The following is a 15704-nucleotide window of genomic DNA, read 5'->3' on the forward strand; positions in this document are numbered from 1 at the left end:
ACGATGGCCCATTCACACCTGAAGGAGAATCCTGCTATGAGCGATGCTACGCCACCGATGCAGTCCTGGGCGCTGGGCCGTCACCAAGTTGAACTGCCCGCCAACTGGGGGCATCCGTTGGGCGGGGGCAAGCTGTACTTCGGCTTGGGCGCCGATCACGAAACCGTCGACGTTGATTTGTTGGGACAGGACATTACTCAAGCGCAGTTCGATGAGGCTTTAACCGAACGGGCTCAGCGTATAAGCGCCGTGGAGAATTCAGAAGTCACGAAATCCATGCTGATTACCGCCACTGAGTTGGCGCCTGGAAAGCAGCTACTTCAGTATTACCTGAGCTCAGGCGGGACTAGGTCACAAACCTATGAGTTGCATATAAGGGTGAATGGCGCGCACGTCATGCTGTCGGCAAATGCGCACAATGGAAACAATGCGAAGGTGGAATCAAGACTGATCGCACTGGCCGAGCAAGTGGCTGCGATCCGCCAGGGGGAAACGGCGGGGCCGGGCTTTGCGCTGGGTGCCGTCATCATTCGGAGCGCTCATGATCACGAGCAAGCCACGGTGCGCTTTGTCGCTCCAGGCTCGAATGTCAGGCTGAAGTTCTATATAAGCGCTGTCACACCGGACGAGTCGCCCCGCTTGATCGATCGCATGGCTCGTGACTCCAAGGTTTTTAACGCGGATGACCATGAAGTGCTGCGCAAAGGCCGGACCACGCTTGCGGGCAATCCTGCCGAAGAATATTTGTTGGCGTACGAAATGGATGCGCATCGCGAGCTGCTGTTCGTCGCAGAAAACTATCGCGACAATCGGTCATTGGCCAATCCCACGATAAATGTGCGCCTAACGGCAGGGGGCGTTCGCAACACCCCTATCGACCCAGATATTTCGCCGGACAAGCTGCTGAACTGGTTGATGCCCGGCTTCGTACCTCGGCGCGATCCGCCGCTATGGCAGCGTAAACCGCGGCCATCGGCGGTTGATCCGGTGTTGAGCAACGAGGAAATCGTGGCCATTTGGGATCACGCTATACGATCTTTGCGTCCGCGCTATGGGGCGGTGGCGTCGCCCAAGGTCGAGTCGGAACGGTTCTTTCGCGGCGTGACCCCGGGGCAAGCAGAAAAAGACCGGATATCGCTGGATGCCTTTATAGCGAGCGAACCTGGAACGAAAGAGTAGAGCGCGGGTTTATCTTGCGAATCAGGCCGTCGGCGTGTCGTGCGTCGTTTCGCGTTTGATCTCCGCGTGGCGGCGTTCCATATCCTGGCGCAGTTCCCGGCGCAGGAGGGCGGCTTCGAAGCGCTGCCGTTCTTCCAGATTGCGCGGTTCCAGTGGCGGCACCGCCGTGGATGCGCCCTTTTCGTCAACCGCCACCATCGTGAAATAACAGCTGTTGGTATGGCGCACCAGCTTCTTGCGGATGTCTTCGGTGACAACCTTGATGCCAATTTCCATCGAGGTGCGGCCGGTGAAGTTCACCGCTGCCAGGAACGTCACCAGTTCGCCGACGTGGATCGGTTCGCGGAAAACAACCTGGTCTACGGACAGCGTCACCACATATTGGCCGGCGTACCGGCTGGCACAGGCATAAGCCACCTGGTCCAGATATTTAAGGATGGTTCCGCCGTGCACATTTCCTGAGAAGTTCGCCATGTCTGGCGTCATCAGGATGGTCATCGACAATTGGTGGCTAAAGGCGTCGTCCATAGCGGGCATTCATGTTGAATAAAACGCCTATGGTAGCGGCAGGCGCCCGTCATGGCGCCGTCATCTGTGCGCCTCTTAGGGTTTCTTCGCAGGGGAGGATGTCGTCTTGACGGGGGGCGCCGTGACGGCAGCCGCTTGCGGTGCGGGTGCTGGTGCCGCAGGGGCTTCCGTCACTTCCGGCGCGGGAGCTTGTGCGATGGGTTCCGGCTCATCGCGTATCAGCGCGGGCGGCATCCACAAACCGTCCACCAGCGCCGGACCCGGCGCGTAGACGCGCAACAGCACGGTTACCGGACCGATGGCGGGGACGGGCAGCCAGTTCGTCTGATTGTCCAGGGCGGGCGGCGCGTAGCTGATGTGTACGTCCAGCGATCCATCGGCGTTGTACCGCAAGGGATCGCGGTCGCCCAGCGCGTAGCGGTTCAGCATATTGGCCACAGGCAGACCGAGTCCGTCATATACCGCCAGCGACCAGAGCGCGCCAGCGGGCGGCAACTGGCCGCTTTCAAAGCGCAGCGCGTAGCGATGCGCGCCATCCACTGGCGCGCCTTGGCTGTCGGCTGCCAGCAGCAGCACGGCCAGATCTTCGGGCAGACCCGAGCCGGGCTGCGCTTGCGAAGCCAGTGCGCGCCGCAGGTAGGCGTTGCCATACACGCCGATGCTGGCTGTTTCCTGCTGCCAGCCGTTCATGCTGCGCAAGGTGCTGCCCGAGGCGGCTTCCATGCGTTCGCGCGCGGCACGCAGTCCCCGCCGCATGCCCTGCTTGGCGGGGTGGTCGAGCTTGTCGAAATCAAAGGTACGGCCGGGGATGAGTCCCACACGGCGCAACTGCGCCAGCACCGGCTGGTCGGTTGTATGCGGAGGATTCTTGCGCAGCAACTCGGCCGCATAAGTAAAAAATGCGTCCGTGGGCATGGATTCGACCTGTTCCCGCACGGCGATCTTCAGGTCCAGCGACGGATCGGATTTCACCCGCTGTGTCTGTGCCGGCAGGTTCCATTCGGCAAGCGGTGTCAGAACAAAGCCGTCCTGCAAGGCATGGACCGCCGGGTATTCCGCGGCATTGTCCGTCTGGATCAGGTTCTTTGCCCAGACATGGACAGTGGGCGCGTTGATGCGCGTCATGCCCGAGGGCAGGGTGCCCGTCCAGCCCGGCGGCACGATGACGGTATTGCCCTTGGCCGTGCCCGTGCTGCGCTTGCCCAGCGTGGCGAAGACATCTGTCCACATGTCCAGCAGCGTCAGCGTATAGAGCCGCCCCTGCGTGTCCGGCACCGACAGGACCACGGGCCCCGCCGTCAGGTCTATCCACCCGGTGCTGCGCAGCATGTCGGGGTTGGCCCAGGGCGACGCCGTGCCGGGTTGGGGCAGCGTGCGGCCGTGCAGAAAGGTATTGGCGGGCGCGCCTTGGGCGCCTTGCGACGGATGCGTGAACTGGCGCCGCGTCAGGTCCATCGTGACCAGCGGGTAAAAGTACAAATACCCTTCCATGGCGGCTTGGCTTGCTGCCTCGGTGGCGGCTGCGGCCGGACTCAGCGCGGCGGCGGGAGCGCCAAGGACGGCGGGGGCGGGCGCCCAGGCCAAGACGGCAACAGACAGGGACAGGGCCAGCGGGGCAAAGCGGCGCATGGGCGCTCCAACAGTCATTCGGGAAAGACGGAAATCCCTGGCTTCATGCGTCCCCATAAGTGTGGGGCCGGGTGGTGGCAAGCCGGGACCGCCGGTAATGGTAGCAGCCTGGCGATGATCCAAAATCCGCGAAAAACACGGATTTTGCTGTCAAACCCTGGCCATGAGGACGAAGCGGACGGCTGAGTGATGCCATGGCGCGCATGCCGCGCAGGGCATATACTTCCTCACATATCCTTTGAAGTCGTAGGGCTTTTCTACATCCGGAAGGGCCAGCGGCTTTTGTCTTTCACCAGGAGAGGAGTGCTTCATGGTCAACATGAATCGCCGCCAGTTCTTCAAGGTGACGGGTGCAACGCTGGCAGGCTCCAGCCTGGCAATGCTGGGGGTAGCTCCCGGCACGGCCATGGCTGAAGTCCGCCAGTACAAACTTGCGCGCATGACAGAAACGCGCAACACCTGTCCCTACTGTTCGGTCGCCTGCGGTTTGCTGATGTACGGTCTGGGCGATGGCGCCAAGAACGCCCGCGCCAGCATCATGCACATCGAAGGCGACCCCGATCACCCCGTCAATCGCGGCACACTCTGTCCCAAGGGCGCAGCCCTGATCGACTTTATCCATAGCCCCAACCGCCTCAAGTACCCGGAATACCGGGCGCCCGGGTCGGACAAATGGGTGCGGATGTCGTGGGACGACGCCCTGACGCGTATTACGAAACTCATGAAAGCCGACCGCGACGCAAACTTCGTCGAGAAGACCGCGGATGGCAAAACGGTTAACCGGTGGCTGACCACCGGCATGCTGGCCGCCTCGGCAAGTAGCAACGAGGTGGGCTACATCACGCACAAGACTGTGCGCAGCATGGGGATGTTGGCGTTCGATAATCAAGCCCGTGTCTGACACGGCCCGACGGTGGCAGGTCTTGCCCCGACGTTTGGCCGTGGAGCGATGACGAACCATTGGGTCGACATTAAGAACGCGGACGTAGTACTGATCATGGGCGGCAATGCCGCCGAGGCCCACCCGTGCGGGTTTAAATGGGTCACTGAAGCAAAGGCTCATAACAAGGCGAAGCTGATCGTTGTGGACCCGCGCTTTACGCGCTCGGCATCCGTAGCGGACTTTTACGCGCCTATACGAACCGGCACCGACATCATCTTCTTGGGTGGCGTCATCAAGTACCTGTTGGATCACGACAAGATCCAGCACGAGTACGTGCGCAACTACACTGACTTTTCCTACATCGTGCGCGAGGACTTCACGTTCGACGCGGGCCTTTACTCGGGCTACAACGCCGAGAAACGCACCTACGACAAGGCAAGCTGGGACTACGAGCGCGGTGACGACGGTTTCGTCAAGACGGACCCGACCCTGACGCATCCGCGCACGGTCTACCAGCTGATGAAGCAGCACTATTCGCGCTACACCGAAGACATGGTCGAGCGCGTGTGCGGCACGCCCAAGGACAAGTTCCTGAAGGTGTGCGACATGCTGGCATCCACGGCCACGACCGACCGCGCGGCCACCATCCTGTATGCGCTGGGCTGGACGCAGCACTCCATCGGTTCGCAGATCATCCGCACCGGCGCCATGGTGCAACTGCTGCTGGGCAATATCGGTATCGCTGGCGGCGGCATGAACGCCCTGCGCGGGCACTCGAACATTCAGGGCTTGACCGATCTGGGCCTGATGTCGAACCTGCTGCCGGGCTACATGACCCTGCCCAACGAACCCGAACAGGACTACGCGAAGTACATCGAGACGCGCGCGCTCAAGCCCTTGCGGCCGAATCAGCTGAGCTACTGGCAGAACTACAGCAAGTTCCACGTGAGTCTGATGAAGGCCTGGTGGGGCAAGTCGGCCACTGCCGAGAACAACTGGGCGTTCGACTATCTGCCCAAGCTCGACAAGATGTACGACATGCTGCAAGTCTACGAGCTCATGGTTCAGGGCAAGATGAACGGCTATATCGCACAGGGTTTCAACCCCCTGGCTGCCGCGCCCAACAAGGGCAAGATGAATGACGGCTTCGCCAAGCTGAAGTTCCTGATCATCATGGACCCGCTGGTCACCGAGACCTCGGAGTTCTGGCGCAACGCGGGCGAACACAACGATGTGGACTCTTCCAAGATCCAGACCGAAGTCTTCCGTTTGCCCACCACCTGTTTCGCCGAGGAAGATGGCGCGCTGGTGAACTCCGGGCGCTGGCTGCAATGGCACTGGAAGGGCGCCGAGCCTCCGGGCGAAGCCAAGAGCGACATCGAAATCATGTCGCTGATCTTCACGCGCCTGCGCAAGATGTACCAGGACGAAGGCGGCAAGTATCCCGACCCCATCGTCAACCTGTCTTGGCCGTACTCCAATCCGCAAAGCCCTACCGCGGAAGAGTTGGCCAAGGAGTATTCCGGCAAGGCGCTGACTGACGTCGTTGATCCCAAGGACCCCACCAAGCTTGTTCGCAAGGGCGGCGAGCAAGTGGCGGGCTTTGCGGAATTGCGCGATGACGGCTCCACGGCCAGCGGCTGCTGGATCTTTGCTGGCGCCTGGGGACCGGGCGGCAACTTGATGGCGCGCCGTGACAACAGCGACCCGACCGGCATCGGCCAAACCCTGAACTGGGCTTGGGCGTGGCCGGCCAACCGCCGCATCTTGTACAACCGCGCATCTTGCGACGTGTCTGGCAAGCCGTTCAACCCGCGCCGCAGCCTGATCGCGTGGAACGGCAAGATCTGGACCGGGGCCGATATCCCCGACTTCAAGGGCGATGAGAACCCGGACGGCGGCATGGGGCCGTTCATCATGAACCCGGAAGGTGTGGCGCGCTTCTTTGCGCGGGCGGGCATGGCCGAAGGGCCGTTCCCCGAGCACTACGAACCCTTCGAGAATCCACTGGGCTACAACCCGCTGCATCCGAAGGCCAAGGGCGTGACCAGCAACCCGGCCGCGCGCGTGTTCAAGGACGACCTGGCCGCCATGGGCACGGTGGACAAGTTCCCGTATGTCGCCACCACCTATCGTCTGACGGAGCACTTCCACTACTGGACCAAGAACGTCCGCATCAACGCCATTCTTCAGCCTGAGCAGTTCGTGGAGATTGGCGAGGCGCTGGCCAAGGAATTGGGCATCGCCAACGGGTCTCGAGTGAAGGTGTCGTCCAACCGCGGCTACATCAAGGCGGTTGCGCTGGTCACCAAGCGCTTGCGGGCGCTGACCATCGAGGGCAAGACGGTGCACCACGTGGGCATTCCCATCCACTGGGGCTTCGTGGGCTTGGCCAAACCTGGCTTCATTGCCAACACGCTGACGCCAGTGGTTGGCGACGGAAATTCGCAGACACCGGAATTCAAGTCGTTCCTGGTGCAGGTCGAAAAGGCTTAGGAGAACCGTCATGTCCATGCAATCCCTAGACATCAAACGGCGCTCCGCCACGACCACGCCGCCGCCGGGCATCCGTGAGCCCGTCACGGGCTCGGTGGCCAAGCTGATCGACGTGTCCAAGTGCATCGGGTGCAAGGCTTGCCAAAGCGCCTGTATGGAGTGGAACGATCTGCGCGATGAGATCGGCACCAACGTGGGCGTCTACGACAACCCGGCCGATCTCACTGAGCACTCGTGGACCGTCATGCGCTTCTCGGAATACGAGAACCCGGCGGGCGACCTGGAATGGCTGATCCGCAAAGACGGCTGCATGCACTGCGAGGACCCGGGCTGTTTGAAAGCCTGTCCGTCACCGGGCGCCATCATCCAGTACACCAACGGCATCGTGGATTTTCACGAAGAAAACTGTATTGGCTGCGGTTACTGCATCACCGGCTGTCCGTTCAATGTGCCGCGCATTTCCAAGAAGGATCACAAGGCCTATAAATGCACCTTGTGTTCCGACCGCGTGGCCGTTGGCCAGGAGCCTGCTTGCGTCAAAGCCTGTCCTACCGGCGCCATTGTGTTTGGCACCAAGGAAGACATGAAGCAGCACGCCGAAGAACGCATCGTCGATCTGAAGTCGCGCGGCTTTGAGCAGGCCGGCCTGTATGACCCGCAAGGGGTGGGCGGCACGCATGTCATGTATGTGCTGCATCACGCCGATCAACCGGGGCTTTATCACGGCTTGCCGAAAGATCCGCATATCAGCCCCATGGTGTCGCTATGGAAGGGGCTGGCCAAACCGCTGGGCGTGGCCGTGATGGCCCTGACGGCTCTGGCGGGCTTTTTCCACTACGCCCGGGTTGGCCGCAACGAGGTGACGGAAGAAGATGAACGCCGTGCCGAAGAGGAGGTGCGCCATGAGTGAAGACCACCAACACCGCCGCATCAAGCGTTATACGCCGGGCGAGCGGACCAATCACTGGATCATCGCCTTCACGTTCATCATGCTGGCCTTGTCTGGATTGGCGCTGTTTCATCCGTCCATGTTCTGGTTGTCCAACCTGTTTGGCGGCGGTCCCTGGACGCGCATTCTGCATCCCTTCATCGGGGTGGTGATGTTCGTTTGCTTCGTGGTTTTTGCCGGGCATATGTGGCGGCACAACATCATGACGAAGGCGGATCGACAGTGGCTGCGGCAGTTGAACGATGTGGTCGAGAACCGCGAAGAAAAGCTGCCAGAAGTCGGCAAGTACAACGCCGGTCAAAAGTTGCTGTTCTATGTGCTGATCCTGTGCATGTTGGGCCTGTTTGCCAGCGGCATCGTGATATGGCGCGAGTACTTCGCGTTCTATTTCCCGGTATGGGTGATCCGGGCAGCGTCCCTGGTGCATGCCGTCAGTGCGCTGGTGCTGATCTGCTCGATCATCGTGCACATTTACGCGGCGATCTGGGTCAAGGGATCGCTGACGGCAATGTTGCGCGGGTACGTGACCGCGGGCTGGGCCTGGAAACACCACCGCGCCTGGTTCCGCCAGCAACTGAAAAAGTAGACGCGCTTCGCGGCGCGCTTGGCGCGCGCTTTCTGGCCCCAAATGGCGGGGCCACATAAAGTCCGACGGCTGCTATCCTTCTTCCAGAAGGCTGGCAGCCGTGTTTGTTTTTTTGGAGACGCAATTGCAGCGAATTCTTCCGCGCGGCGAGATCGAAGCGCTAGACCACAACCGTATTCCGCGCATCAGTCTGCCCGATCGCGCTTCCGTGTTTTCGACCCGGGCGGCGCGCTTGCGGCAGTTGGCCGTGGACAGCCCGGTGGGCGACTATCTGCTGTTGATGGCCCAACTGGTTGATGCCCAACACAGCGCGTTGAAAGATTGCGCTGCGCCCGAGGCGTCCGAAGACCGTATTGCGCTGGCTCAGGCGCATGGCATGCCGCCCTTGCAGGCGGTGGGCTGGCCACGAGATCCCTTGTGGCGCGGGATTCTTGCCCAGTTGGTGGACGAGGTGTCGCGCAGCAAAACCGTGCCGGCCGAAGCCATCGAAGTATGCGCGGCGTTGCGCCGCGCAGTCGATGAAGACCCCGAATCGCTGGAAGACTTGGCCGAGGCCGTGCTGGCCGAACAGGACCAAGGGGTAGACAGCGCCGCCGCGCCGTTTGTCATGGCTGCCTTGCAGGTCTATTGGACCGACCTGGCCAGCCGGTTTGACGAAAAGCAATTGCCCGTGGCGAGCCCCTTCGGGGTGTGCCCCGTGTGCGCCAGCCTGCCGGTGGCAAGCGTGGTGCGCGTGGGCGGACAATTTGAAGGTTATCGATATCTGTGTTGCAGCCTGTGCGCGACCCAGTGGCACATGGTGCGTGTGAAATGCACCCACTGCGAGGATGTGGAATCCGTGGCCTACCAGGCCATTGATGGCCGCTCACCCGCCATCAAGGCTGAAACCTGCGACCACTGCCATACGTACCGCAAGATTTTCTACCAAGACAAAGACTTTTATGTAGAGCCGGTAGCCGACGACTTGGCCAGCCTGATGCTGGACGTGCTGGTGGGCGAGGCGGGTTATTCGCGCGCCAGCGGCAACCCGTTGCTATGGCACGGCTCTGAGGAATAAGCATGGCTGATCACCGGTCCGAAGGCGTCGTGGCGGCCGTCTCAGACATCCCTGCGCTGGACCGCTTGCTGAATGCAGACGCCATGCGCGCCAGCTTGGACACGTATGGCCGTACCCAGGTGGTTGCCGCGTTGCGGCGTGATCTGGATGCGCTGCGCCAGCGTGCGCTGGCGGGGAGTCTGATGCGTCACGAGCTGGATGCGGCCGCCGTGGCCGCACGCACGGCCGCGGCCTTGGCCAAAACGGCCGAGCCGCGATTGCGCGCCGTGTACAACCTGACGGGCACGGTGTTGCACACCAATCTGGGCCGGGCGCTGTTGCCCGATGCGGCCGTGGCGTCAGTGCTGCGTGCGCTGACATCGCCTGCGAATCTGGAATTCGACCTGGACACCGGCGGGCGCGGCGATCGTGATGACTTGATCGACGATGTGCTGTGCGAGCTGACTGGCGCCGAAGCCGCCACCGTGGTCAACAACAATGCTGCCGCTGTGCTGCTGATGCTCAACGCCCTGGCTGACCGGCGCGAAGTCGTGGTGTCGCGCGGCGAACTGGTCGAGATCGGAGGCGCGTTCCGCATCCCCGACATCATGAAGCGCGCGGGCGCCAAATTGGTTGAAGTCGGTACAACGAACCGCACCCACGCCGCCGACTACGAAAGCGCCATCGGGCCGCGCACAGCGATGCTGATGAAAGTGCACTGCAGCAATTATGCCGTGACGGGCTTCACCAAAAGCGTAGGCGTGTCCGAGGTGGCCGCGTTGGCGCATGCGCGGGGTCTGCCAGCGACCGTGGACCTGGGCAGTGGCACGCTGGTGGATCTGACACAGTTTGGGTTGCCCAAAGAAGACACGGTGCGAGAAACCATCGCAGCGGGCGCCGATCTGGTGACCTTCAGCGGCGACAAGCTGCTGGGCGGTCCGCAAGCGGGGTTGCTGGTAGGACGTGCCGACTTGATCCGCAAGATCAAAAAGAACCCGTTGAAGCGCGCATTGCGCGTAGGCAAGCTGACGTTGGCGGCGCTGGAACCCGTGCTGAACCTGTACCGCGCGCCGGAGTTCCTGGCCGAGCGCCTGACCACCTTGCGTTTGCTGACGCGGCCGCAGCGCGACATTCAACCCTTGGCCGAGCGGTTGCGCGGCACGGTGGCGCATGCCTTGGGCGCGAACTACGCGGTGCAAGCGGTGCCGATGTTCAGCCAGATAGGCAGCGGCGCGTTACCGGTGGATCAGTTGCCCAGCTTCGGGCTGGCGGTGCGTTACACCGGCAGCGGACGTCCGGGACGGCATCTGGATAAGCTTGAGACGATGTTGCGCCGTCTGCCAACGCCCGTCATCGGCCGCATTGGCGACGATGCGCTTTGGCTGGACCTGCGCTGTCTGGAAGCGCGTGACGAGGCAGCCTTTGCCGCGCAGCTGGCGGAGCCCCTGACATGATCGTCGGCACCGCTGGCCATATTGATCACGGCAAGACCACGCTCGTGCGTGCATTGACGGGCGTGGACACCGACCGTCTCAAGGAAGAGAAGGCGCGGGGCATTTCCATCGAACTGGGTTACGCCTATACGCCGCTGCCCAATGGCGACGTGCTGGGTTTTATCGATGTGCCTGGCCACGAGAAACTGGTGCATACGATGGCGGCCGGAGCCAGCGGCATCGATTTCGGTTTGCTGGTGGTGGCGGCCGATGACGGCGTCATGCCGCAGACGCGTGAGCATTTGGCCATTCTGGCCCTGCTGGGCGTGGAGCAAGGCGCGGTTGCACTGACCAAGACTGACCGGGCTGATGCGGAGCAACTGGCGGCCGCGCGCGCCGGAATCGCGGAGCTGACAGCCGGCACGTTTCTGGATGGCGCGCAGGTGTTCGCGGTGTGCGCTTCCCAGTCCGACGACGCGGGCGTGGTGGCATTGAAGTCGCATCTGGACGCGCAGGCACAGGTGTTGAGCCAACGCGACCGGGCTGGCTTGTTCCGGTTGGCGGTGGATCGCGTCTTCACGCTGGCGGGGCACGGCACTGTTGTCACCGGCACCGCGCACGCGGGTCTGGTCCGCGCGGGCGATGACACGGCTGACTTGCGCCTGATGCCCGCAGGCACTCGTGTGCGAGTGCGCAGCATTCATGCGCAGAATCAGCCCAGTGAAACCGGCGTGGCCGGACAGCGCTGCGCGTTGAATCTGGCCGGCATTGATAAGCACGCGATATCGCGAGGCGATTGGATTGCGGACGCACGTTGTTTTCTTCCTTCGCGTCATATCGATGTTGCGCTGACGTTGTTGGCCAGCGCGGATTCGCCAGTGCGCGCCTGGGCGCCGCTGCACGTGCATATTGGCGCCGCGCGTCATGTGGCGCACGTCGTGCCGCTGAGTGGGGAATCGTTGGCGCCGGGCCAATCGGGCTGGGTGCAATTGGTGTTCGACGAGCCGGTCTGCGCCATGCCAGGCGACCGCTATATCGTGCGCAACGCGCAGGCGACTCGCACAGTGGGCGGCGGGCGGGTGCTTGATCCGAACGCGCCGGACCGCAAGCGCCGTGCCGCATCGCGCATGCAGGGCTTGCAGGCGTTGAGCGATATGTTGGATGGCGCCGGGCTGCATCCCGTGCTGGAACACGCGCCGCTGGGCCTGGACGAAGGCGCCCTGCAACGGCTGACAGGCAAGCCCGTGCGGGAGATCGCGGCGCCTCATGGCGCCGTATGGATAGAGACACGCAATGCGCAGGCGCCGCGTACCTTGATTTTGAGCGCGCATTGGGACGCCTTGCGCGATCGTGTAGAGCAAGCGCTGGCGGCGTTCCATCTCAGCGCTCCGGATGAGCCGGGCCCGGATAGCGCACGTTTGCGCCGCATGGCGATGCCTGTAGGGCCCGACGCATTGTGGTTGGCAGTGCTGGACCAATTGCAGCGTGATAGCCGCATGGTGCGCAACGGGCCGTGGCTGCATCTGCCTGCGCATACCTCGACGTTGGCAGAGGCGGAAACGGCGCTGGCCGCGCGCTTGTTGCCGCTATTGGCCGCTGGCGCATTTGATCCGCCGTGGGTGCGCGATCTGGCGGGTGCGCTGAACGAACCCGAGGATCGCGTACGGCAGCTGTTGCGCAAATTGCTGCGGCGCGCAGAAGTGGCGCAGGTGGTCAAAGACTTGTTCTATCACCGTGAGCAGATGCGCGTGCTGGCAGGCTTGGCTGCGGACCTGGCGGCGCAGCCAGCCGGTTTGAATGCGGCGGTGTTCCGCGATGCGACAGGACTGGGGCGCAAACGGTCGATTCAGATTCTGGAGTTTTTCGATCGTGTGGGGTACACGCGGCGCGTGCGGGACACTCATGTGCTGCGGGGCGAAAGCGCCTACGCGGCGGCACAACCGGTATCATAGGCGGGTCGCTACGGAAGGCATTCGTGCCCGGCGGCACGGCTGGGCTTCAAACCCAGTTGGGGGCGTCAGACGCTCCCAGGTAGGTTCGACTCCTGCTGCCTTCCGCCAATTCCAGACTAGCCGCTAGATCAGCACCTATCCTACGGCCCCGCGTGGACCATCCATCTTCACGTCCGCAGCATCCTGGTCACGACTCCCCCCACCCGGTCCGACTTCCAATCCAGTTCTCCCAAGTGCCAGTAGCGTATCGATCCACCCCGATCGACGAGGTAATTGGCGGGCAAACCGATCGCTTCCCATTTCTTCGATACGGCGCTGTTGCGGTCGTGCAGCACGGTGCCAGCCACCGGCCATTTCGCCAGAAAGGTGGTGACTTTGCCCAGGGCTTCGCCGACGTTCACGGCAATCAGGCGCAGGCCTTCTTCGCGATGGCGTTTGGCCATGGCGGACATGAGCGGAATTTCATCGCGGCAGGGGTCGCACCACGTGGCCCAGAAACTGACAATGACGACGTTGCCGCGCCACGCCGAGAGCTTTTGTTCACGGCCCGACAGGTCGGGCAGGACTAGCGGCGGCGTCGGAGCGGTCCACGGCGCCCAGTCGGGGCCGGTGGCGGTCTTTAAGGCGGAGTCGCTGGCTGCCTGCGCCCACCAGGGCAGGGCGGCCAGCGACAGGCCGGATTGAAGCAGGCGGCGGCGGCTGATCAAGGCGGCTTCCTCTGCGAAGGGTCAGATGGAAATGGGTTTGGCGGTAAGTTTGTAGCTGAAGCTGTCAGGGTCCAGGCTGTCCAGCCGGCCTGCGCTCGTTTCACCGTTGGGGTACATCAGGAAGGGAACCGGGCCGTGGTTGGTGCCTGGCAGCATCACGTCGTGGCCATGGTTGTAGGCAACCCAGTTCATTTCCCACGCGCCAAACAGCATGACGCGGGCGGCGCGGACTTTCGCATTGGTCAGCGGCAAGTCGCCGGGAGGCTCTTCCAGCATGACCTTGCGTACGTCGGCCGGGTCCACAGGAACCCAGCCGTAGCCCGCCGCGTAGAACTCGGCGCGGCAATGCTGGGCCTTGGTGACGTCGCCCGCTTTGCCCAGGCTCTTGTAGCCCAGCTCAGAATTTGCCACCCGCAAACCGTAGGCGTCGCGCGCAGGGATGCCCGATGCGCGAGCGAGTGCTACGAACAGCGCATTGATGTCGGCGCACTTGCCGTTGAGATCACCGGCGGTCAGCATATAGCGCACATCGCCTACGCCGCAGCCTCGCGTGGAGGCGGTTCTACAGGTGTTCTCAACCACCCATTCGTAAAGCGCGCGGGCGCGCGCCAAGTCGCCCTGATGGCCACGCGTAATCTGGTCTGCGGTGCTTTTGACAATACCGTCGGTGGGCAGCAATGCGGTGGGCTGTAGAAATTCGCGCAAGGTTGCCTGACTCTCGCGCGCGGCGCTGGCCGAAGGCGGCTGGGTCAGGTCCACGCGCCGGTTGCGGGTTTGGAAGCGGCTCGTGACAGTGACTTGGCGCGGGGCCTGTGCATCCGGCCATTGCACGGCCAGCATTTGTACGTCGTAGCCGGGGGCTTGCGTCAGCTGGGCGGTGCCGCCACCGCTGACTTGCCACGTGCTTTGCGCGCCGCGCTGATAGGCGGTGTCGGTGGCATAGGGCACGGGAATCCAGATGCGCGTGTGCGCGCCGGGATCTTTAACGGTGATGTCGGTGTTGAGTTCAAAGCTGCGCCAGTCGGCGCTGACGGGCGCTTGCTGCGCGCGCAGGGCTTGCGGCAGCGCCGTTGTGGCGGCGCACAATGCGCCCGAGAAACGGAGAAAGTGTCGGCGGTCCATAAAGCCCCCACGCACGGTGAAGATTGGCTATCGGTGCGCCCGGAGCCGGGCGGCCGTCCGTTGCTGCGTAATGCCGATCCATCATAGGGCGAATCCCGGGAGCGGTGCTATCCTTTTTCGATTGATCACCGGAGACTGAGATGACCCAGGATGTTGCGTCGGCGGATGTGCCGCGTTTGACTTCGCTTTCTCATGGCGGCGGCTGCGGCTGCAAGATCGCGCCGGGAGTGCTGTCCGCGTTGCTGGCGCGCTTTGGGCCGGCGGCCAGTTATCCCAATCTGCTGGTGGGTACCGAAACGGCGGACGATGCCGCTGTCTACCGTCTTAACGATGAACAGGCGTTGATCGCCACGACAGACTTCTTCATGCCGATTGTTGACGACCCATTCGATTTTGGCCGTATCGCGGCTACGAATGCGCTGTCTGATGTGTACGCGATGGGCGGCACCCCGATCATGGCCTTGGCCATCGTTGGCATGCCGATCAATGTGTTGCCGCACAGCGTTATTGCGGACATTTTGCGTGGCGGCGAATCGGTCTGTGCCGACGCGGGCATTCCCGTGGCGGGTGGCCACAGCATCGATTCCGTTGAACCGATCTACGGCCTGGCGGCGATGGGGCTGGTGCATCCCGGCCGCATCAAGCGCAACGCCGATGCGCGCGCGGGCGATGTGCTGATTCTGGGCAAAGGCCTGGGCGTTGGCATCTTGTCGGCGGCACTGAAAAAGAACCGGCTGGGCGACGAGGGTTATCGCGTCATGATTGACACGACGACGCTGCTGAACCGGCCCGGCCCCGCGCTGGCCGCGCTGAATGGCGTGCATGCCATCACCGACGTGACGGGTTTTGGCTTGCTGGGCCACACGCTGGAAATGGCCAGGGGCGCGAAGCTGACCGCGCGTTTGCGCTTGGACGCTTTGCCCTGGTTGCCCGGCGTGCAGGCTTTTGCTGCGGAAGGTGTGATTACCGGCGCGTCAGGCCGCAACTGGGCGTCATACGGCGATTCCGTGCGCCTGGGCGCCAGCGTGACCGGCACGCAGCGGGCCTTGCTGACCGATCCGCAAACCTCGGGCGGCCTGCTGGTCTCGTGTTCGCCCGATGTGGCGGATGCCGTGTTGGATCTGTTTCGCAGCCAGGGGTTCGATCAGGCGGCCGTGATTGGCGAGATGACGGCCGGTGACGCGATGGTGCAGGTCGACTGAGC

12 protein-coding genes and 1 tRNA gene are annotated in these 15704 nt (G+C 62.9%); 9 read left to right on the forward strand and 4 right to left on the reverse strand.

Features of this window, described 5'->3' with window-relative positions:
- Nucleotides 1–3: 3 nt before the first annotated feature.
- Nucleotides 4–1179 carry a T6SS immunity protein Tli4 family protein gene (locus RAS12_RS23690; RefSeq protein ID WP_306941989.1) on the forward strand — a complete coding sequence of 392 codons (1176 nt, stop codon included), beginning with the start codon at nt 4–6 and terminating at the stop codon, nt 1177–1179.
- A 21-nt stretch (nt 1180–1200) separates the two neighbouring features.
- Here RAS12_RS23690 and RAS12_RS23695 read toward each other — a convergent pair whose 3' ends face one another.
- Entirely contained in the window at nt 1201–1707 is a 507-nt protein-coding gene (locus RAS12_RS23695) for an acyl-CoA thioesterase (protein ID WP_306941992.1), read from the reverse strand.
- Between the two features lie 75 nt (nt 1708–1782).
- Nucleotides 1783–3336: a DUF1254 domain-containing protein gene (locus RAS12_RS23700; RefSeq protein WP_306941994.1), complete on the reverse strand. Its 1554-nt coding sequence runs from the start codon at nt 3334–3336 to the stop codon at nt 1783–1785.
- A 310-nt stretch (nt 3337–3646) separates the two neighbouring features.
- Here RAS12_RS23700 and fdnG point away from each other — a divergent pair, with 310 nt between their 5' ends.
- The 7 genes from fdnG to RAS12_RS23735 all read left to right on the forward strand — a co-directional run bounded on the left by fdnG (nt 3647) and on the right by RAS12_RS23735 (nt 12779).
- Complete coding sequence (gene fdnG / locus RAS12_RS23705; RefSeq protein WP_306941996.1) at nt 3647–6715, forward strand: formate dehydrogenase-N subunit alpha; 3069 nt, start codon at nt 3647–3649, stop codon at nt 6713–6715.
- Nucleotides 6716–6725: 10 nt separating this feature from the next.
- On the forward strand, nt 6726–7625 hold the full coding sequence (gene fdxH, locus RAS12_RS23710) for a formate dehydrogenase subunit beta (protein WP_306941998.1): 900 nt from the start codon (nt 6726–6728) through the stop codon (nt 7623–7625).
- Nucleotides 7618–8250: a formate dehydrogenase subunit gamma gene (locus tag RAS12_RS23715; protein ID WP_306941999.1), complete on the forward strand. Its 633-nt coding sequence runs from the start codon at nt 7618–7620 to the stop codon at nt 8248–8250. The genes fdxH and RAS12_RS23715 overlap by 8 nt, the downstream gene beginning before the upstream one ends.
- 124 nt (nt 8251–8374) lie before the next feature.
- Complete coding sequence (gene fdhE / locus RAS12_RS23720; protein ID WP_306942000.1) at nt 8375–9307, forward strand: formate dehydrogenase accessory protein FdhE; 933 nt, start codon at nt 8375–8377, stop codon at nt 9305–9307.
- Nucleotides 9308–9309: 2 nt separating this feature from the next.
- On the forward strand, nt 9310–10740 hold the full coding sequence (selA, locus tag RAS12_RS23725) for an L-seryl-tRNA(Sec) selenium transferase (protein WP_306942002.1): 1431 nt from the start codon (nt 9310–9312) through the stop codon (nt 10738–10740).
- The gene (gene selB, locus RAS12_RS23730; RefSeq protein ID WP_306942004.1) at nt 10737–12671 is read left to right on the forward strand and encodes a selenocysteine-specific translation elongation factor; all 1935 of its coding nucleotides are present in this window, start codon (nt 10737–10739) and stop codon (nt 12669–12671) included. The genes selA and selB overlap by 4 nt, the downstream gene beginning before the upstream one ends.
- Nucleotides 12672–12683: 12 nt before the next feature.
- A tRNA-Sec gene (locus RAS12_RS23735) sits at nt 12684–12779 on the forward strand.
- A gap of 59 nt (nt 12780–12838) precedes the next feature.
- Here the strand turns inward: RAS12_RS23735 and RAS12_RS23740 are convergent.
- A complete protein-coding gene (locus tag RAS12_RS23740) occupies nt 12839–13378 on the reverse strand; it encodes a TlpA disulfide reductase family protein (RefSeq protein WP_306942006.1) in 540 nt (179 codons plus the stop codon).
- Between the two features lie 21 nt (nt 13379–13399).
- Complete coding sequence (locus RAS12_RS23745) at nt 13400–14500, reverse strand: transglutaminase-like domain-containing protein (protein WP_306942008.1); 1101 nt, start codon at nt 14498–14500, stop codon at nt 13400–13402.
- Between the two features lie 140 nt (nt 14501–14640).
- On the opposite strand from RAS12_RS23745, the gene selD reads away from it, so the two are divergent.
- Nucleotides 14641–15702, forward strand: coding sequence for a selenide, water dikinase SelD (selD, locus tag RAS12_RS23750; protein WP_306942009.1), 1062 nt, complete (start codon nt 14641–14643; stop codon nt 15700–15702).
- The last annotated feature ends 2 nt before the right edge of the window (nt 15703–15704 follow it).

This window comes from Achromobacter seleniivolatilans (genome assembly GCF_030864005.1).
GTDB lineage: Bacteria > Pseudomonadota > Gammaproteobacteria > Burkholderiales > Burkholderiaceae_B > Achromobacter > Achromobacter seleniivolatilans.